The 19,114-nt window shown below is 59.2% G+C and carries 15 protein-coding genes; 8 read left to right on the top strand and 7 right to left on the bottom strand.

Translation table 11 applies throughout. The annotated features are described in order from the left end of the window. Positions 1-95: 95 nt before the first annotated feature. The 5 genes from COA55_RS09815 to COA55_RS09795 all read left to right on the top strand — a co-directional run bounded on the left by COA55_RS09815 (position 96) and on the right by COA55_RS09795 (position 7,524). A complete protein-coding gene (locus COA55_RS09815; protein ID WP_290501898.1) occupies positions 96-1,277 on the top strand; it encodes an efflux RND transporter periplasmic adaptor subunit in 1,182 nt (393 codons plus the stop codon). 151 nt (positions 1,278-1,428) lie between these two features. Then, positions 1,429-4,623 carry a multidrug efflux RND transporter permease subunit gene (locus COA55_RS09810; protein ID WP_290501896.1) on the top strand — a complete coding sequence of 1,065 codons (3,195 nt, stop codon included), beginning with the start codon at positions 1,429-1,431 and terminating at the stop codon, positions 4,621-4,623. Next, positions 4,616-6,043, top strand: coding sequence for an efflux transporter outer membrane subunit (locus COA55_RS09805; protein WP_290501894.1), 1,428 nt, complete (start codon positions 4,616-4,618; stop codon positions 6,041-6,043). The genes COA55_RS09810 and COA55_RS09805 overlap by 8 nt, the downstream gene beginning before the upstream one ends. A 252-nt stretch (positions 6,044-6,295) precedes the next feature. Beyond that, positions 6,296-7,207 carry a bestrophin family ion channel gene (locus COA55_RS09800; RefSeq protein WP_290501892.1) on the top strand — a complete coding sequence of 304 codons (912 nt, stop codon included), beginning with the start codon at positions 6,296-6,298 and terminating at the stop codon, positions 7,205-7,207. 35 nt (positions 7,208-7,242) lie between these two features. Then, positions 7,243-7,524, top strand: a complete 282-nt coding sequence (locus COA55_RS09795; RefSeq protein ID WP_290501913.1) for a DUF4189 domain-containing protein — start codon at positions 7,243-7,245, stop codon at positions 7,522-7,524. A gap of 10 nt (positions 7,525-7,534) precedes the next feature. Here COA55_RS09795 and COA55_RS09790 read toward each other — a convergent pair whose 3' ends face one another. The 3 genes from COA55_RS09790 to COA55_RS09780 form a co-directional block, all read right to left on the bottom strand. Continuing rightward, entirely contained in the window at positions 7,535-9,661 is a 2,127-nt protein-coding gene (locus tag COA55_RS09790) for an IgaA/UmoB family intracellular growth attenuator (RefSeq protein ID WP_290501890.1), read from the bottom strand. 116 nt (positions 9,662-9,777) lie between these two features. Then, positions 9,778-11,007 carry a saccharopine dehydrogenase NADP-binding domain-containing protein gene (locus COA55_RS09785; RefSeq protein ID WP_290501889.1) on the bottom strand — a complete coding sequence of 410 codons (1,230 nt, stop codon included), beginning with the start codon at positions 11,005-11,007 and terminating at the stop codon, positions 9,778-9,780. 165 nt (positions 11,008-11,172) lie between these two features. After that, on the bottom strand, positions 11,173-12,372 hold the full coding sequence (locus COA55_RS09780; protein ID WP_290501887.1) for an alkane 1-monooxygenase: 1,200 nt from the start codon (positions 12,370-12,372) through the stop codon (positions 11,173-11,175). Between the two features lie 167 nt (positions 12,373-12,539). On the opposite strand from COA55_RS09780, the gene COA55_RS09775 reads away from it, so the two are divergent. Further along, entirely contained in the window at positions 12,540-13,589 is a 1,050-nt protein-coding gene (locus COA55_RS09775) for an AraC family transcriptional regulator (RefSeq protein WP_290501885.1), read from the top strand. Positions 13,590-13,687: 98 nt separating this feature from the next. Here the strand turns inward: COA55_RS09775 and COA55_RS09765 are convergent, their stop codons facing one another. Then, positions 13,688-15,109, bottom strand: a complete 1,422-nt coding sequence (locus COA55_RS09765) for a fatty acid desaturase (protein WP_363970207.1) — start codon at positions 15,107-15,109, stop codon at positions 13,688-13,690. Between the two features lie 266 nt (positions 15,110-15,375). Here COA55_RS09765 and COA55_RS09760 point away from each other — a divergent pair, with 266 nt between their 5' ends. Continuing rightward, entirely contained in the window at positions 15,376-16,866 is a 1,491-nt protein-coding gene (locus tag COA55_RS09760) for an NAD(P)/FAD-dependent oxidoreductase (protein ID WP_290501883.1), read from the top strand. Between the two features lie 79 nt (positions 16,867-16,945). Here the strand turns inward: COA55_RS09760 and COA55_RS09755 are convergent, their stop codons facing one another. After that, positions 16,946-17,386, bottom strand: coding sequence for a YchJ family protein (locus COA55_RS09755; RefSeq protein ID WP_290501881.1), 441 nt, complete (start codon positions 17,384-17,386; stop codon positions 16,946-16,948). A gap of 21 nt (positions 17,387-17,407) precedes the next feature. Further along, positions 17,408-17,980: a TetR family transcriptional regulator gene (locus COA55_RS09750; protein WP_290501879.1), complete on the bottom strand. Its 573-nt coding sequence runs from the start codon at positions 17,978-17,980 to the stop codon at positions 17,408-17,410. Positions 17,981-18,072: 92 nt separating this feature from the next. Between COA55_RS09750 and COA55_RS09745 the strand changes: the two genes are divergently transcribed. Next, positions 18,073-18,492 (top strand): VOC family protein, encoded by a 420-nt coding sequence (locus COA55_RS09745; RefSeq protein WP_290501877.1) that lies wholly within the window; start codon positions 18,073-18,075, stop codon positions 18,490-18,492. Here COA55_RS09745 and COA55_RS09740 read toward each other — a convergent pair. Next, positions 18,489-19,052 carry a gamma-glutamylcyclotransferase gene (locus COA55_RS09740; RefSeq protein ID WP_290501875.1) on the bottom strand — a complete coding sequence of 188 codons (564 nt, stop codon included), beginning with the start codon at positions 19,050-19,052 and terminating at the stop codon, positions 18,489-18,491. The two genes, COA55_RS09745 and COA55_RS09740, sit on opposite strands and share 4 nt — an antisense overlap. Positions 19,053-19,114 lie beyond the last annotated feature (62 nt).

Below are 19,114 nucleotides of genomic sequence, written 5' to 3'. Positions count from 1 at the left end.
ATTTCGCCACGCTGTCGAATCGTTTCAGGGTTATTCGATTATCGGGTACGCATTACTGCGGTGATGCATCAAGGGTGATAGTGGGAGTCAGATTCATGGAAAGTGTAAATGGTGAAACGGCCAGTGGCGCGGGAATGTACCTGGGCCTGGCTTTTATTTTGTTGGCGATCGTTTTCCTGTCCGGGTGCGATGCCCGTAGCGAAGCCGGGCAGCAGATGCCCGCCCCGGATGTAGAAGTGGCTCAAGTGAATGCCGAGTCGGTGACCCTGTGGGAATCTTTCACCGGTCGTGTAGTGGCGCCGGAAACCGTGGCCTTGCGACCTCGGGTGAGCGGCTACATCGACAAGGTTGCTTTTGAAGAAGGGGCATTGGTGGAAGCGGGCGATTTGCTTTTCCAGATCGACCCACGTCCATACCTGGCGAGACAACAGGCGGCTAACGCACAACTGGCCCAGGCAAGAAGTGAGCTGGCACTGGCGAAAAGCCAGGCGGAGCGGGCGCAGTCGTTAATGGATAGCCGTGCCATATCCCGTGAAGAGTATGACCAGCGCAATGCGGCGCTGATGGGTGCCCGTGCTTTGGTCAATGTGGCCAAAGCCGCGCTGGAGACTGCAGAACTGGATCTGCAATACACCAAGGTGAGAGCGCCAGTGAGCGGGCGGGCGGGGCGCGCCATGGTCACTCAGGGAAACCTGGCCAGTGCCGATCAGACATTGCTGACCACGTTGGTGTCGGTGGATCCGATGCACGTGTACTTCGATGCGGACGAGCAGGCCGCCATGGAAAGTCAGCAGGCTCGTGTAGTGGGAAAGCCGACCACGGTGCGGATCGGATTGGCCGGGGAGGAGGGGTTTCCGCATCAGGGCACACTGGATTTTATCGACAACCGGTTAAACGCCAACACCGGAACCCTGCAATACCGGGCGGAACTGGCGAACCCGGATGGCATTTTTAAACCGGGCCAGTTTGCCCGCGTGCAGTTACCCATGGTGCGAATGGATAACGCCATGCTGGTCAACCGCAAAGCCGTGCTTACCGATCAGGACCGCCGCTTTGTGTATGTGGTCGGCGAAGACAATATGGCGGCGCGGCGTCAGGTGACGCCGGGCCGGGCGGTGGACGACCAGCTGGTAATTCTGGATGGCCTGAAACAGGGCGACAGAGTCATCGTCAACGGTGTGCAGAAGGTGTTCTTTGACGGCATGCCCGTGGCGCCTCATCAGGTTGCCATGAATGAACCATCAGCTGAACCCGCGGTGGCGTCTGCCCAGCCGTGATCCGGAGCGCCTCTGCGTTACAAGGTGCGCAGAGGTTCTCCAGCAAAACCGGATAACCGTGATTGCTCGCTAGCGAGAAAGGCGGTCCGGCGACTTCAAAGGGAACGACATGTCACGGTGGGTCATGGATCCGCCGCGCAGGAGTATTGCCATGAATTTTTCACGATTCTTTGTCGACAGGCCGATTTTTGCGGCGGTGTTGTCGATCATTATTTTTGCGGTGGGGCTGATTTCCATACCCAACCTGCCGGTGAGTGAATACCCGGAAGTGGTGCCGCCGTCGGTGGTGGTGCGCACGGTGTACCCGGGGGCCAACCCGAAGGTGATTGCGGAAACCGTGGCGACGCCACTGGAGGAGGCGATTAACGGCGTTGAAGGGATGATGTACCTGAAATCCGTGGCGGGCTCCGACGGGGTGTTGCAGATGACGGTGACGTTCCGGCCGGACATCGACGCCGATGATGCCACCGTGCGGGTGCAGAACCGGGTCAGTCAGGCCCTGGCCCGGTTGCCGGAAGATGTGCGCCGCCAGGGGGTGACCACGCAGAAACAGTCTCCGACATTCCTGATGGTGGTTCACCTGACGTCCCCGGATGGACGTTACGACACCCTGTACCTGCGCAATTACGCCCGCCTCCATGTGCGCGACGTGCTGGCGCGGATCCGTGGGGTCGGCGATGCACAAATCTTTGGCGGCGGTGACTACGCCATGCGTGCCTGGCTGGACCCGGAAAAAATTGCTGCCAGGGGGCTGACCGCCAGTGATGTGGTGGGCGCCATGCGCGAACAGAATGTGCAGGTATCCGCCGGCCAACTGGGCGCCGAGCCTATGCCGGGCAGTGACTTTCTGACCCTGATTAACGCCCAGGGGCGACTGCGTACGGTGGAGGAATTTGGTGATGTGGTCCTCAAGAGCGGCGCCCAGGGCGAGATTGTTCGTCTGTCCGATGTGGCGAGGCTGGAGCTCGGCGCGGGGGATTACACCTTGCGTTCCCAGCTGGACAGCAAGGACGCGGTAGCGATTGGTATTTTTCAGGCGCCGGGGGCCAATGCGCTGGAAATTCGCGACCAGGTGATCACCGCCATGGACGAAATTTCCACCCGTTTTCCGCAAGGCGTGAAGTATGAAGCGGTGTACGACACCACGGTATTCGTCAGTGATTCCATCAAGTCGGTGATCAAGACCTTGATTGAAGCCGTGCTGCTGGTGGTGCTGGTGGTCACCCTGTTCCTGCAGACCTGGCGTGCGTCGATAATTCCGCTTCTGGCTGTGCCGATTTCGGTTGTCGGTACGTTTGCGGCGCTTTATCTGCTTGGCTATTCCATCAACACGTTGACCCTTTTCGGGTTGGTTCTGGCCATCGGTATTGTCGTGGATGACGCCATCGTGGTGGTGGAAAACGTGGAGCGGAATATTGAGGAGGGGCTAACACCACTGGCCGCCGCACATCAGGCAATGAAAGAAGTGTCTGGTCCGATTGTGGCGATTGGCCTGGTGTTGTGTGCGGTGTTTATTCCCATGGCGTTTCTGTCCGGCGTTACCGGCCAGTTCTATCGACAGTTCGCGGTCACCATTGCCATTTCCACAGTGATTTCCACTATCAACTCGTTGACGTTGTCGCCGGCGCTGGCGGCCATGTTGCTCAAGCCCCACGACGCGCCGAAGGATCGCCTGACACGCATCATCGATACGCTGTTTGGCTGGATTTTCCGTCCGTTCAATCGTTTCTTTAATGCCAGCTCGGACAAGTACCATGGCGGTGTGTCCCGATCGCTGCATCATCGTGGGGTGGTGTTTGTGATCTATGCGCTGTTGCTGGCCGGTACCGGATTGATGTTCAAAGTGGTGCCGCCGGGCTTTATTCCGGTACAGGATAAGATGTACCTGATTGCCGGGGTGAAATTGCCGGAAGGGGCGTCGCTGGAGCGCACCGATGCGTTACTGCAGAAAGTAACGGACATTGCCATGAGTACCGAAGGCGTGGCTCACTCGGTGGCGTTCCCGGGCCTGAATGCCTTGCAGTTCACCAACACCTCCAATACCGGGGTGGCGTTTTTCCCGCTGGAACCGTTTGATCAACGCAGCCGTTCGGCGGCCGAGATCAATGCCGAGATCAACCAGAAGATCGCAGGCCTGCAGGAAGGCATTACCTTTTCCTTTATGCCTCCGCCGATTCTCGGCCTGGGTAACGGCTCGGGGTATCAGCTGTTTATCGAAGACCGGGGCAACCTGGGCTATGGGGAATTGCAGAACGCGGTGAATGCGTTCCAGGGCGCCATTGCGCAAACCCCGGGGATGGGTTTTCCCATCAGCAGTTACCAGGCCAACGTACCGCAGCTGAATGCGGAGGTGGATCGTCTCAAGGCGAAAGCCCAGGGCGTGCCGTTGACCGAACTGTTCGATACCTTGCAGACCTATCTGGGCTCGGCCTACGTGAATGACTTCAACCGTTTTGGGCGCACCTGGCAGGTGATTGCCCAGGCGGATGCGCCTTTCCGGGAAGACATTGATGACATTGGCCGGCTGCGTACCCGCAATATTCACGGCGATATGGTGCCGATCAGTTCCATGGTCACGATCAGTGAAGATTTCGGTCCCGACCCGGTGCTGCGCTACAACGGCTACCCGGCGGCAGACCTGGCCGGTGAAGCCGACCCTCAGGTGCTTTCCTCTGCCCAGGCCATGGCGGTGCTCAACCAGATTGCTGACGAGGTGTTGCCCAACGGCATGACCTTCGAGTGGACCGACCTGAGTTACCAGCAGGCGACCCAGGGCAACGCGGCCTTGCTGGTCTTCCCCCTGTCGATCTTGCTGGTGTTCCTGGTGCTGGCCGCACTGTACGAAAGCTGGACCTTGCCATTGGCGGTGATCCTTATCGTGCCCATGTGCATGTTGTCGGCGCTGATGGGCGTGTGGTTCTTCGGCGGCGATAACAACATCTTTGTTCAGGTGGGGCTGGTGGTGTTGATCGCGCTGGCTTGCAAGAACGCCATCCTGATTGTGGAGTTCGCCCGCGAACTGGAAATGCAGGGCAAGGGTGTGGTTGAGGCAGCACTGGAAGCCTGCCGCCTGCGCTTGCGCCCGATCATCATGACATCCATTACCTTCACCGCTGCGGTATTGCCGCTGGTGCTGGGCAGTGGTGCCGGTGCGGAAGTGCGCCAGGCACTGGGTGTAGCGCTGTTCTTCGGCATGCTTGGCGTCACCCTGTTCGGGTTGTTCCTGACGCCGGTGTTCTATGTGGCGTTGCGCAAACTGGCGGGCAGCAAGCCCCCAGTCAGTCACCATGAAAGCACCCTGGACGGGGGCGCCCATGGGCAGATTCAAGGAGATAAGCATGCGTAATGCACTGGGCCTTATCGGTGGGGTGGCACTGTTGGCGGGGTGCGCCGTCGGGCCGGATTACCAGAAGCCGGCCACGCCGGAGCCGGAGACTTTCGCGGCACAACATTCCTCCACCACCACCCCGGGTGATTTTGCCCGGGCCGAGCAGGACTTCTGGCAGGGCTTTGATGATCCCTTGTTGGCGCAATTGATCGAGCAAACCCTGATAGCGAACCAGACGTTGCAGGCGGCGCTGGCCCGTTACGATCGTGCTGCAGCCTTGTTGTACGGGGCCAAGCGGGAGCAGTGGCCCAGCGTCACGGCCAGTGCCAGCGGTGCCGAGCAGCATCTGGCGGATGTGGAGCGCACCCCGGTTGGCGGCGGCCCGGAGCGGGTGGAACGGTACCAGGCCGGCATCGCCGCGCAGTGGGAGCTGGATATGTTCGGCCGTTTGCGCCGGGCCACCGAATCCCAGGCTGCCCAGTTGCAGGCAGTGGGTGCCGACCTTGGTGCCTTGCAGGTGGCATTGGCCGGGCAGGTGGCCAGCAGTTATTTCGAACTGCGGGGCTTGCAGCAACGCCTGCAAGTGGCCGAGCAGAATGTGGCGATTCAGACTGAGACGCTGGATATCGTCTCCGCCCGGGTCAACGCGGGTCGGGGTACGGAGTTTGATGCGGTACGGGCCCGTGCCCAGCTGGAACGTACCCGTGCCGCCTTGCCTTCCCTGGAGGCGGGTATTCGCGCAGCGATGCACCGTATTGCCGTGCTCACCGGGCAGCCGCCGGCCGCCCTGGTCGACACCCTGGCGGTGAATACCGGGTTGCCGGGCAGTTTGCCGGTGATCCCGGTAGACAGCCCCGGTGACGTATTGCGACGCCGGCCGGATGTGGCCGCCGCGGAACGCCGGTTGGCCGCCGCCACCGCGCGTATTGGTGTGGCGACAGCAGACTTGTTTCCCCGTTTTACCCTCGGCGGGTTGCTGGGATCGGTGGCTACAGACAGCGGCGACCTGTTCACTGGTCCGGCGGAGAGTCGGCGCGTGGCACTGGGCGTGGACTGGACCTTTCTCGACTATGGCAAGGTGAAGGCGCGCATCGAAGCGGAAGATGCCAGCAGCCGTGAGGCACTGGCCAACTACCAGCAAGCGGTGCTGGTGGCGCTGGAAGAAACGGAGACCCGACTGGTGCGCTATCAGCGTTCAAAGCAGCGGGCGGCGCAACTGGTGAGGGCTTCTGACGATGCCCAGCGAGCAGCGGAACTGGCCAGAACCCGGTATGAGCAGGGCTTTATTGGTTACTTCGAAGTGTTGGCGGCGGAACAGGAGTTGACCACCACCCGGGATGCCCAGGTGCGCAGCCAGACGGCGGTGACCCAGGCCATGGTGGATGTGTACCTGGCCCTGGCCGGTGCCCCGACGCCGGCAGCGGAGTCGAAGCCCTAGGCGCCGCCAGACAATGCGCAAACAAAAAGGCCCTGAGGGGCCTTTTTTGTGGTTCATCGGGCTTTACGTCAGGCATCCGGCGTTGATGCGTTTGGCAAAGTAGCGGGTGTTCGCGATAAACCTGTCAGACGGCGAGAAGCGTGTTATTCAGAGGTTCCCTAATCCACGAAGAACCGTTTTTGTTTCCACCCCTTCTGCCAATCGCCCCCACGATTGCTTACCATCAGGGCTGACTGTCAGCGGATAAAGACCATGATTGTTCGAGAGCGCCCCAATGCCATCGCCCTGTTATTTGCCCTGCGGGGATCAGTGGTGCCGGAAATCCTGCCACACATTCTCTTTGTTGCATTATTTTCTGTGGTGGTTGCCGCGCTCAGTCACTACCAACTGATTGACCTGACCAGCCTGACGATTATGCCGGTGACCCTGCTCGGCATCGTGTTGTCGATCCTGCTCGGTTTTCGCAATAACGCGGCCTATGACCGCTGGTGGGAAGCGCGCAAACAATGGGGCCAGATGGTCACTGAAATCCGCAGCCTGGCTCGAGCCAGCGGCACATTACTGGGCGAAAAGGCTCCGGCCCGGCGAGCATTGTTGATGCCGGTGCTGGCCCATGCGGTGGCGCTGAAGGGCCAGCTTCGCCGCGAAACCGTCAACGAGGAACTGCTGGCCTGGGTGTCAGCGGAACAGCGGGATGCAGCGCTGGCGAAAGCCAACCCGGCGGATGCGTTGCTGGCACAGGCCGGCGCCATACTGGGTGAGCAGTACCGGCAGGGGGCGCTGGACAGCATGGGGCTGAAGATCCTCGATGAACGTCTGGCGGCGTTGAGCGGTATCCAGGCCGCCAGTGAACGTATTGCGTCCACGCCCTTGCCGTTCGCTTATACCTTGCTGGTGCATCGCACCGCCTATGTGTATTGCTACCTGCTGCCCTTTGCGTTGATTGGTGGCATGGGCTGGGCAACCCCGATACTGGCGGCGGCGGTGGCCTATACCTTCTTCGGTATTGATCGCCTGTCCGAACACCTGGAAACCCCTTTCGGCCGGGCCCCCAATGACCTGCCCCTGGATGCGCTGTGTCGTATTCATGAGATTTCCGTGGCGGATGCCCTGGGCGAGGTTGCGCCTGCGCCCTTGCCGGTAAAGGACTTTCAGCTTCAGTAAGCGTTTTCGATCCGCCTCGCCCGCATCCCCTAGCCATCGACAGCAATCAGGATGATCAGTACGGCTTCAGTTATAACCATGGAAGCATGCAGCAAGCCCAGTCACGGGCGTTAAGCGAATGCGGTTACGGTTGTCGGGTGGTGCAGACGTTCTCCAGGGGCTGCGCCGCCTATGCGGCGGACCAGACAGCGGGCAGCTCCGCGTATGGCTGGGGCACGGCCTCCAGCGGCAGCCAGGCCCAGAACACCGCGCTGCAGTATTGCGCCCGTCAGGGTGGCCAGCGCTGCATGGTGCGTGCCTGGGGTTGTAACGGCTAAGTCGCCGGCTTCAGGCGTACAGGGCGGCAACCGCCTGGTGTCTTTTTTTGTGCTGGGCAAATCGCACCGCAGCCATGACCCCGTGTCCAAACAGAAGACCTGCGGCCAGTAGCAACCACAGCACATTGATGGCCGCCGGTTTTATGGTGTCGCGATGGCGGGTCAGGTCCAGGCTGAGTGTCGCCGGTGCGTCGCCGTTACCGGGCTGGTAAGCCGTGACCATGCCGCTGAGTGCAAACGGCTGTCCGGCGGGGGCGTCGATCATGGCCAGCAGTTTGTCCATGATGGCGCTTCGCTCATGACTTTCCGTCGCCTCCAGTGCGGCGGGCAATGGGCCCTGTACCAGGCGGATGGCTACACCTCCTTGCTGGCTGTTGTTGATGTCTTTTGCGATTTCCAGGCTGCGGCCAGCATCGAGCGCAATAACAAGCTGACTTATCTGCTGACGCAGAACCTTGATATGCGCTTCGCTGGTGATGGCGGTGACCGGGTCATCGGTGTCCGCGCGCTGCTGAACCGCCTCGCGTAGCGGGTGCCAGTTTTCCGGCTGGGGGTCCAGGGTATAGATGAGTCGTTCCAGCATCTGCCGGTGGATGCGCTGGCAACGGTAGTCGATATCCCCGTCAGTGCCGTTCTGTGCGCAGGCTGAATCCAGCGTCTCTATGATGCGGGGCAGGTTGGTGAGCATGACCGGCTTGCCATTACGGTAAGTATCCCAGCCTTGCATGGTGGCCATCAGTGTCAGGTAGTTGTCGCTTCGTGCCTGCAGCAAGTCCTTATCCTGCAAACGCTGGATGATGTCTGGTGCCTGGGTGTGGCTGGACCGGGGGGCGCTGCTACCCCAATAAAGTTGCCGGCAGTCGATGCTGGGCGAGTCGCTTCCTGTTTCCACGGCACAGCGGGCGTTGCCCTTGAGGTGGACCAGCGTGCCGGCGGCGGGCGGGTTGTCACGCACGGCCTTGGCATTGTCCAGCTCTCTTTGCGGTGCACCGCTGAGTGATTGGCTGGTAAGGAGGGTGTCGCGGGAGAGTTGGGTGACACTGCTGAGCGGAAACAGCAGGGCGATGGCGCCCACGATGGCCAGGGTCAGGTGGCGGCCCCAGTACACTAACGGAAAGCGCCGCACTTCCTCATCCAGCGACATGCGATGGCCGTAACGCACAACGCTGTAATCGTCTACGCGCACCGCCATTTCCTGATGCTGGCCGTCCTCGTACTGGATGAAAGGCCGCCAGTGTTCAGGGAGATCAAAGCCGATACTTTCGTTGAGCGTTACCGACACCTGTACGTTGTTATGCTCATCCACGGCGATCGGCGTGAGGCGAATCTGGCCGGACACCTGGTTGACTTTCAGTGGCTCGCCCAGGGGCGGGCGACGGAAAGTGGTGAACAGGGCCAGCAGGATGAACACGACACCGGCAGACAGGAAGAGCGCCAGAAACAGGCCGGTGTCGGAGTGGGCGGCAATGGCCAGGGAGATAAAAGTCAGGGTCCAGAGAAAAGCGGGTAGCAGGCCAATGCCACGGCCGCGCCGCGCCTGGATTTCGGCGTCGCTTTCATCCCGTTGTTCGCGAATGATCAAGGTGTCGCTGTTGGTATCCTGGCTGGCGTCCGGCTCCTCGACAATGGGGGATAACCCGCCGTAGTCGCCGCGCTCCCATTGTTGCTGGTTTTGCTCGCGGCGTTGATCGCGCTCTTCTCCACCGGCAAGGGTGAACGCATCATTGAGTGCAACGACAATGGCTTTTTTCTTGGCAAGCACGACCAGCGCTTCATTATGCTCGCGGAGAAAATACTCGGCGTCATAGGGCAACAGGACTTCCACGCCGTCGATGGTGTCGTGCCAGACAGTGTTGCCGTTGTTGGTGAGTCCGTGGCGCAGGTAGGGGCCGCTGAGAGAAAAAACCTCATGGCTGTCCAGGGCGCCGAGGGTTTTTTGTTCTGCCTGGGCGATAACCGCGTCAACAAGACGTAGCTCGGTGGGATCGAGCTTGCGCTGGGGTGAGTGTTGCTGGCGGAATGCAGCAAGGCTTTTCAGTGAGGATTTCTTGCGGCCCTGATAGACAATGGCGCTGTAAATCGTTGAGCCAAGCAGGAACAGAATCAATAGAATTTTCAGTATGGCAAGCGCTTCCATGGCAACCCCGTCCTGTTTGGAAAACCGGGGAGAATACGGATTGCGTGTGAGGCTGGCATCCGTTGCCGCTGGAAATTGGTCCGGCCTGTGAGCGAGTTCACAGGCCGGGAGAGGAATTAATCGATCACGGTGAAGGTCATGCCGGCTTTTTCCTGCAGCCGTTTCAGTAGCGGCTCACCGAGCAGGGACGCGGTGGTCCAGAAGCCGCCGGGGGCATCTTCTACCACGTCCTGAGCCAGGCAGGCGGCGGCCTGGCCCAGCAGTTTGGCGGTGGACCCGTAGCCGGGGTCCGCATCACCGGTGACTTTCACTTTCAGGGTGTCCTGGTTGTCGGTGTGGCCGACAAAGCGGATGTCGTAGAAACCGGCTTTTTGTGCCTCGGGGCTGGGGCCTTCACCAGGCTGTGGCACCACAAACTTGTTCAGTGCCCAGCGGGTAGGCTTGATGGCCGCAGCGGCAAAAAACAACCCGGTGCCGGCACCGATCCCCAGGGCTTTCATGCGGCCACCCATGCCATCGCCGGTGAGCATGGCCTCGTTATAGGTGAAGTGATCGGTGTAAGCCTGGCCGGTCAGGGCATTGGAGCGATGCACCACACGGCTGTTGATGGCGTCCATCACAAAGGGGCCGACCCAGGCGTTGAAGTCGTTATCGTAACTGGCCAGGCCGATGCTGCTCTGACGGCTTTTGAAGCCGTGGTCTGGTGGGCAAAGCAGGTAGGGGTTGGCCAGTTTTTTGCGCAATGCCGGGTCTTTTCCGGCTTCTTCCGCAATGTTCATCATGCTGGCGACGGTGCCACCGGAAACGCCACCCTTGGCCACTTTGACGCGCATGCGCACGGTGCTGGCCGGCGCGTTGAAGCGGGCCTGGGCTTGCTGCTGGAGAAAGTAGACGCCCATGTCCGAGGGAATGGAATCAAAGCCGCAGCAATGCACGATACGTGCGCCATTCTTCTTGGCGGTGGCTTCGTATTGCTCAAGCATGTCGGCAATCCACTGGGCTTCACCGGTGAGATCGCAGTAATCCGTGCCGCTGTTAACGCAGGCCTTGATCATGGGCTCGCCATACAGCGCATAAGGCCCCACGGTTGAAACCACCACGCGGGTCTGTGCGCACAGGGCGTCCAGGCTGTCGTCGTCGTTGGCATTGGCGGTGATCAGGGGCAGGGTGCTGGCGGCGTTGCCCAGTGAGGCTTTTACCTGCTCCAGTTTATCCAGTGAGCGCCCGGCTGCTGCCCACTTTAACTCGCCATTGGTCCCGTAGGTGTCAAAGAGGTACTGGCAGAGAATCTGGCCAACGAAACTGGTGGCCCCAAAGACCACCACATCAAATTGTGAATCGCTCATGGAGACTCCTTGAAGAATCAGCGAAATGGATCAGCGCAATGGAAGGTCTGACTGTGTTCGTATCCTAAGCCATTGGGGGGCGGATACGTAACCGGTGATACAAGACGTGTGCAGGGCAAAAAAGAACGCGCCCGCAAGAGCGGGCGCGGTAAAGGGAAAGCGCGTTCATGCGGCCTGTTGTGTCGGGGCGGATTCCTTGATGGCGTATTTGCGGATCAGGGCGGCTCGCCTGGCGGGATCGAAATTGATATTGGCAGCCTGGTAATCTGCCTTTTCCAGCAGGCGCTTATCCATCACCCGGAACCACAGCGGCGGGATGTAGCTGATCAGGAACATGCCGAAGTAACCGTTCGGGAGCGTGGGCAGGTCTTCGAAATGACGCAGGCTCTGGTAGCGCCGTGCCGGGTGGGCGTGGTGGTCGGAGTGACGTTGCAGGTGAAACGAAGCCCAGTTGGAAAACATGTGATTGCTGTTCCAGCTGTGATGGGGCTGAGTCCGTTCATAGCGGCCATTGCCATCCTTGTGACGCAGCAGCCCATAGTGTTCCACATAATTGGCGGAGGTCAGCTGCAGGTAGGACCAGAGAGTGACGGCAGCAATAAAGGGCACCATTTTCCAGCCAAACAGGGCAATGACACTACCCCAGATCAACAGGCTCAGCAGGCCGGGTTGAAGAATGTCATTGTGCACGGACCATACCGGTTTGCCGGCTTTTTGCAGGCGCGCCTTTTCCAGCTGCCAGGCACGTTTGAAGGTGCCAGGGATTTCGCGGGCGGCAAACTTCCAGATATTTTCCCCCAGCCGCGACGAGGCAGGGTCTTCCGGGGTGGCCACGTCGCGGTGGTGGCCCTTGTTATGCTCAATGGGGAAGTGGCCGTAGCCCAGGGGCGCCAGAACCAGCTTTGCCAGCCAGCGCTCAATACGGGTTTTCTTGTGGCCCAGCTCGTGGCCCAGATTGATCCCGGCGGCGCCGCAAATGGTGCCCGTCATCAGCACCATGGCGATGACGCCATGCAGGGGGAGAGTGTGAGTGCCCACAAACCACATGCCAAACAGGTAGGCGCCAAGCAGGATTGGCACCAGGGCATAGGTCATCCTGCGGTAGAAGTGATCCGCTTCCAGTTGCGGGACAACCTCCTCCGGTGGGTTGCTCTGGTCTTCACCGATCAGCATGTCCAGCACGGGAATGGTGAGGTAATAGAAGGCCAGCGGCAGCCACAGCAACAAGGCGTTGCCGGTGGTCATATACAGCAATGGGCCCAGGAATACGGTGCCCGGGACTAACAGGGATACCATCCACAGGTGACGCTTGCGATCCCGGTATTCGACCCCGGAGGGGCCGATAAATACGCCTGCCTTGTTCATAAGAGGCCTCGTTGTTGTTGTGTGCAAGTTCATGTCTTGCTGCCATATTGCGCCGCTGTGTCTGGCAGGAGCACCGCAGGAGGTGGCAATAAATCGTCATAAAGTGACAGATTAAACAGTGTGTTTCGGGGTAAGCTGGGTGGCATCCAGCGGGAGCGAGGGCGGTAGTGAAAAATGTGATGGTGGAGGAACACGGGGTATCCATGGTTGAACGGCTGCGTCCGGCCATTCATCCCACCTATAGCCGGTTGCTGTGTGCTCACCTCCATGGGCAGGGGTTTACCGATGCGGATATTTTTGCCGGCACCCGGCTGGAATGGCAGCAGCTGCTCAGCGAACACCGCTACCTCAGCCAGGAACAACTGACGCGGCTGATTCGCCGGGCCGTGGCGTTAACCGGCCAGCCCTGGATCGGGCTGCATATTGCCAATGCCACCTCGGTGTCAGCCCATGGTGCGCTCGGGTATGCTGTGGTTTCCGCCGCCGATCTGCGTGCCCTGCACCAGGTGATTGCGCGTTTCGCCTCGATTCGCCTGCAGCTGACGGATCTGGCGTTTGTCGAGGAAGGCGGCGAGGGTCGCCTCATCATCACCGAGAGGCAGCCATTGGGCGAGGCCCGTGAGTTTCTTTACGGTGCCTTGCTGGGCACCTATTTTCAGATGATTGATGCGGTGCTGCCGCAACGAGGCCGGGATATTCGTGTGTCACTGCCACTGCCAGACGCCCAGTGGTCGCCGGAATATGAGCGGCTACTGGGTTGTGCGGTGCAGTTTGGCACGACACAGTTCGAGATCGTGATTGCCAGCCACCAGTTAGACAAACGTTGTCTGACCGCAGATCCGGCCATGCATCGCACTGCGGTGCGTGATTGCGAACATCAGCGCAAGCAGCTGGAACAGGGGGGGCCGTTCAGTCAGCAGGTGGGACTGGTGTTGCTGGATCAGCCCGGCGCTTTCCCTTCACTGGAAACCATGGCGAGCGAATTCGCCATGTCACCGCGCACGCTGATTCGCAAACTCAAAGCGGAAGGGACGAGCTATCAGCTGTTGCTCGATGAAGTGCGCCGGGAATTGGCGTGCTGGCTGTTAATGGAAACGGCGGACCCGGTGGAACGCATTGCGGAACAGCTGGGGTACCAGGATACCTCCAACTTCAGTCGCACTTTCCGGCGCTGGTTCGGCATTACGCCGTTGGCCATGCGCCGGTCTCGGTCGTAATTCGAGACAAGCCTGTCAAGCTGCAAGAAACGTGCTATCCACGCTAAACAAAAAAATCCCTCCGGCTACAGGGGGGGGGAGTCGCCGGAGGGTGTCCGTCAGTGTTGCTTGAGGACGAAATCGACTTTCTCGCGTACTGCACAGTCCGGGCAGGCCCAGTCGTTGGGGATTTGTAGCCAGCGGGTGCCGGGCGGGAACCCTTCGTTTTCATCGCCGTGTTGCTCGTCGTAGGTGTAGCCGCAGTTTGGGCACTGAAACTGGTGAGCCTTGTCGATGTCCTGTTCGGCCTGGCGCGCCGCCTCAACGCCATCTTGCTGCACATCGGGTTCAGAATCGGCGCTGCGATAACTGACCACCGGGCGTTGCCATTTTTTCAGTAGCGCGTCGCGTTTTCCCGGTTGTAGATTGGCCTGGGTCAGGTCGCCGTTGTAATGCTGATAGACCAGCGGGTCCATTTTTTGATACCAGACAAAAGGCAGGTAAGCGGGTATCAGCATGGATGCATAGCCGGAGGGCAGTTGCGGGCTGTCATCAAAATGGCGCAACGCCTGAAAGCGGCGGGTCGGGTTGGCATGATGATCGGAATGGCGCTGCAATTGATAGAGGAAAAGATTGGTGACGATGTGATTGCTGTTCCAGGAATGCCGGGGCTCACAGCGCTCGTAGCGACCGTCAGATTTTTTCTGCCGAAGCAGCCCGTAATGTTCCATGTAATTAATCACTTCCAGCAGGGAGGCACCATAAAACGCCTGCAGAAGCAGAAACGGTAAAACCACCCAGCCCAGCCACAGGGTTAATAGCCCAAACAGGGCAACGGTCATTAGCCAGCTTTGCAGGTTTTCATTTTTCAGGGACCACAGTGGTTGGTCACAACGTTGCAGACGTTGCGCTTCAATTTGCCATGCGGATTTCACGCTACCGATCATGGTACGCGGCAGAAACGCCCAGAATGATTCGCCCATGCGCGAGCTGGCCGGATCCTCGGGGGTGGCCACGTTTTTGTGGTGCCCTTTGTTGTGCTCCACGAAAAAGTGCCCGTAGGCAACCGGGGCCAGAGTGATCTTGGCCAGCCAGCGTTCGGTTCGGGTTTTCTTGTGGCCCAGTTCGTGGGCGGTATTGATGGCAATGCCGTTAACCGCGCCGACACTGAAGACCAGACCGGCCAGGCCCCACAGTGGCACATCCCCGCTGGCCACCAGCCAGGCGCCCAGGATAGTGGCCAGATACTGGGTCGGGATGTAGGCATAAACAATCAGCCGGTAGTAGGTATCGCTTTCCAGCTGTGGGACGGCAGATTCCGGTGGATTGCTGGTGTCGGCCCCTACCACCCAATCGGCAAAGGGAATCAGACCGTATACGAGGAAAGGGCCGCCCCAGAGCAACCCGGGCCAGGGCCAGATAAACAGATAAATGAGAAGAAACGAAACAGCCAGCACGGGGATCGCCGGGCTGAGTAACCAAAGGTAACGTTTCCCGTCGTGCCAGTCAGGGAGTGTGGTGGTTGAGTCTGTTGATGCCATGATGCCACCTTTGTTCTGCTTTTCGTTTAACGCTATACCCCTTATGGAATGGGGCCAAGTACTGCTTTGTATAGACTTGGAAACGGCCTGATGATTACTTTGGACGTAAAAATGCAAGGGCCATTCCGTGGATCCATGCTGCGTGACCTGGCGGGTAGGGTGCAGGCAGAAAAAGTCGGTTGCCTGAGGTTGTTGGCAATGGGATGGTGAACGGTAAAGGAACTCTTTACGTGATGATTTGACCGGCTTTTTAAGGGAGCGTTCTCATGGTTAGCCAGCACAAGCATGCCGAAAATAATGAACACACCGGTAATGATGTGGATGTCCTGATAATCGGTGCAGGGCTGTCGGGTATCGGCATGGCCTGTCATCTTAGCAAGGATTGTCCGGACCAGCGTTTTGCTATTCTTGAGCGGCGCAAGGCCATGGGAGGAACCTGGGATCTGTTCCGTTATCCGGGGATTCGTTCCGACTCTGATATGTTCAGTTTTGGCTATGGTTTTCGTCCCTGGAATGAATTGAAAGTGTTGGCCGACGGGCCCTCCATTCGTCATTATATTCATGAAACGGCGGACGCCTTTGGGGTCACAGAGCATATCCGCTATGGCCTGAAAACTACCTCGGCGGACTGGTCGGAAAAGGATCAGCGCTGGACAGTGACAGTAACCCATGAAGAGAGTGGAGAAACCGAGACGTTCACCGCCCGGTTTATGGTTGGCTGCACCGGTTATTACAATTACGACAAGGGCTATTTACCTGATTTTCCGGGTATGGATCGCTTCAAGGGGCGCTGTGTTCATCCTCAACAGTGGCCGGAGGACCTGGATTACAAGGATAAAAAAGTGGTGGTGATTGGTAGTGGTGCCACGGCCGTTACACTGGTTCCCTCCATGGCGGAGGAAACCGCTCATATCACCATGCTGCAGCGTTCACCTTCCTATATTTTTTCCATTCCCGGCCATGACAAATTATCCGAACTGCTGGATGCGGTGCTGCCTTCGGACTGGGTGTTTGGTATGGCACGGTGGCGCAATATCAAGCTGCAGCGCCTGATTTATAAAGCGTCAAAAAAATACCCGAAATTTATGCGCAAACTGCTGTTGTCCAACGTCAAGCGGCATGTGGGCGATGGCGTGGATATGGCCCATTTCAGCCCTTCTTATATGCCCTGGGACGAGCGCCTGTGCGCGGTGCCGGATGCGGATCTGTTCAAGGACCTGCGCGATGGCAAGGCGACCATTGTCACCGATCATATCGAGACCTTTACGGAAAATGGCATCCTGTTGAAATCCGGGCGGGAGCTGGAAGCGGACATTATTGTTACCGCCACCGGGCTGAATCTTCAGGTGCTTGGCGGCATGACGTTATCGGTTGATGGTGCGCCGCTGGATGTGAGTCAGCGCATGACTTACAAAGGCGTGCTGATGGAGGGAGTGCCCAACATGGCCTGGGTGTTCGGGTATACCAATGCGTCCTGGACGCTCAAGGCCGATCTGGCTGCTGCCTACGTGTGCCGGCTGCTCAATTATCTGCAAGAAAACCGGCTTGCTGTGGTGACGCCCCGGGCCGAATGCGCGCAATCGCAGCAGGACCATTCCATCATGGATGCGCTGGGGTCCGGTTATGTACAACGCGCCAGCCATTTGTTGCCTCGGCAGGGCCAGGGGCATCCGTGGAAAGTGATGAACCATTATGCCTATGACAGGCATGTGCTGCTGGAAGAACCAGTGGAAGACGGGTTTCTGGCGTTTTCCTGAATGGTGAGAGTGCGAGTTTCGAAAACCAAAAAATTACTCACGGCTTTGCCTTTCGCAAATCGAAACTCGTTGCTGCCTTTCACCCGCAACATTTCTTGAATTTCTTGCCGCTGCCGCAGGGGCAGGGATCATTTCTGCCGGGCTTTAAGGCTGTTACCGAGGGGGTTCCGTCCAGGTAATACCAGTGGCCATTTTCCTTCACAAACCGCGAGCGTTCTTCCAGCACGCCCAGGCCGTGACGGTCCTTGCTGGTGGCGCGGAAATGAACCCAGCCGGTATCGCCCTCTTCATCGCTGGCAATGATCGCCAGCGCCAGCCACTGCTGGTCGTCATCCAAATCCAGCCCGGCGGGGCGCTGGCTCAGGTGCCAGCTCTGAGCAATGTAATCGGTATTTTTTAAGGCAAAGGCGCAAAACCGTGAGCGCATCAACGCTTCCGGTGAAGCGGCGGGCTTGCCCTGGTGCAGGGGTTGGCAACAGTGGGCGTAATCCAGGCCGGACTGGCAGGGGCAGGCAGTCATGGGGTGTCTCCGCGGAAGCAATCAACAAAAGCGATCAAACAGGGCCAGCAGGTCCTGGCGCCGTTGGGGCAAATTCTCTCCCCTTGGGTCATTCAGTACCAGTGCATTCATGGCGCCATTGAGTAGCTCCGCCAGCCCTTCGGCGCTGCCGGCAAAGTGCAGGGCGCCTTCCGCCATGGCTTCGCGAATGCCCTCGCGCAACAGCGGGAAACTGTAACGCTCATCCAGGGCCCGCCAGCGTTGCTGACCCAGTACCGAGGGAGCTTCGACCACCAGGATGCGCCGCACATTGTCCCGGGCCATGAAATCCACCCAGGCCAGGCTGCCGGCCTTGAGGGTGGCCAGGCTGCCGCGTTGGCCGTCCACGGCTTTCTCAATGGCAGCCATGGCTTCCTGGCTGAGTAGGTCACAGACCGCTTCGAACAGCTCCGCCTTGTTACGGAAATGGTGATACATGGCGCCCCGGGTGACGCCGGCGCCGGACAGGATGGCCTCGGTGCTGGTGTCGGCATAGCCCTGTTCGGCAAACAGGTGGCGGGCGGCATTGATCAGGCAGCCGCGGGTCTGGGCGCGGCGCTGTGCATTGGTGGCCATGGTTTTCCTCTTTTGGTTGACAAACAGACTAGCAGTTTGTTTTTATTTTCTCAAAGCAGACTGTCTGTCTGTTTTTAACAAGGAGGTGTAAGATGAAGATCAGCGACCGTTACCCCATCGTGGTCACCGACCACAAGGTGGCCTGCCGGGATTTCTGGCAGCGGCATTTCGGGCTGGATGTGCTGTTCGACAGCGACTGGTTTGTGCTGCTGGGCAATGAGCAGCAGGGCAGCGTGGTGGCCTTTATGAGCCCGGATCATCCTTCGGCGCCGCCGGGGCCTGAGTGTTTCGGCGGGCAAGGTGTGTGCCTGGAGATTGAAGTGGATGACATTGTGCAAACCCACCAGGACTTTACCCGGGACGGCGGGCCGGTGGTGTACCCGCTTACCAGGGAGCCGTTCGGTCAACACCGCTTCGGGTTGCGGGACCCGTCCGGTTTATGGGTGGATGTGGTCGAGCAGATTGCGCCACAGGACGGCTATTGGGACCGGTATATGCAGACAGTGAATTAATCACAGGCACGTAGCAGATAGTGCTCGATGTGGAAGACATGTTCGTCGACCACGTCCAGTTGTCGTAGCGCCTCGGCCAGTTGCAACAGGTACTCGGCGTTGCTGCCGCTGGGGCCATGGCTGGCCGCTATATGATCGGCAATCTGCGGTTCACTGGCCTCGCCGAGAAAGGCGGCATTATCTGCGGTAGCGATATACACCAGGCCCTGTTCATGCTGGCCATCGGCAAAGCTCAGAGGGGTAGTGACGCGCAGATAGCCGTTTTTCTCGCGGTGATCCAGATGCTCGAACACATCCGGGGTGATGCGGTAGGCCATGCCGGCACACACCATGCCGGGGGCTTCAATCAAGGTGACCACCCGGCCCGGTTTATCCGGGGTGCCGCGATGATCGTGGGAACCTTGCCAAAAGCGCCGGACCCAGCCGCTGATCGACGCCGGTCGTCGTGCCAGGTAGGGAAAGTCGGCCTTGTAAATCAGCGAGCCATATCCAAACAGCCACACCGGATGGTCCGGGTGCAGGTCGTGGCGGCGGCGATTTTCGTCGGCGGTGTTGAGCATGGCTAACTGTCCTGCTTCTTGATCCTGGTTCGTGGTTGTTGGCGTGTGGGCGTTATACTGCC

The sequence above is a fragment of the Alcanivorax sp. genome, from assembly GCF_002733835.1.
Classification (GTDB): Bacteria; Pseudomonadota; Gammaproteobacteria; order Pseudomonadales; family Alcanivoracaceae; genus Alcanivorax.
Note: the sequence above shows the minus strand (reverse complement) of the source record. Positions and strands in the feature narration are given on the sequence as shown.

Coding starts and splice junctions, on each gene's coding strand:
- COA55_RS09815 (WP_290501898.1), top strand. CDS start 96: ATGGAAAGTGTAAATGGTGAAACGGCCAGTGGCGCGGGAATGTACCTG.
- COA55_RS09810 (WP_290501896.1), top strand. CDS start 1,429: ATGAATTTTTCACGATTCTTTGTCGACAGGCCGATTTTTGCGGCGGTG.
- COA55_RS09805 (WP_290501894.1), top strand. CDS start 4,616: ATGCGTAATGCACTGGGCCTTATCGGTGGGGTGGCACTGTTGGCGGGG.
- COA55_RS09800 (WP_290501892.1), top strand. CDS start 6,296: ATGATTGTTCGAGAGCGCCCCAATGCCATCGCCCTGTTATTTGCCCTG.
- COA55_RS09790 (WP_290501890.1), bottom strand. CDS start 9,661: ATGGAAGCGCTTGCCATACTGAAAATTCTATTGATTCTGTTCCTGCTT.
- COA55_RS09785 (WP_290501889.1), bottom strand. CDS start 11,007: ATGAGCGATTCACAATTTGATGTGGTGGTCTTTGGGGCCACCAGTTTC.
- COA55_RS09780 (WP_290501887.1), bottom strand. CDS start 12,372: ATGAACAAGGCAGGCGTATTTATCGGCCCCTCCGGGGTCGAATACCGG.
- COA55_RS09765 (WP_363970207.1), bottom strand. CDS start 15,109: ATGGCATCAACAGACTCAACCACCACACTCCCTGACTGGCACGACGGG.
- COA55_RS09760 (WP_290501883.1), top strand. CDS start 15,376: ATGGTTAGCCAGCACAAGCATGCCGAAAATAATGAACACACCGGTAAT.
- COA55_RS09755 (WP_290501881.1), bottom strand. CDS start 17,386: ATGACTGCCTGCCCCTGCCAGTCCGGCCTGGATTACGCCCACTGTTGC.
- COA55_RS09750 (WP_290501879.1), bottom strand. CDS start 17,980: ATGGCCACCAATGCACAGCGCCGCGCCCAGACCCGCGGCTGCCTGATC.
- COA55_RS09745 (WP_290501877.1), top strand. CDS start 18,073: ATGAAGATCAGCGACCGTTACCCCATCGTGGTCACCGACCACAAGGTG.
- COA55_RS09740 (WP_290501875.1), bottom strand. CDS start 19,052: ATGCTCAACACCGCCGACGAAAATCGCCGCCGCCACGACCTGCACCCG.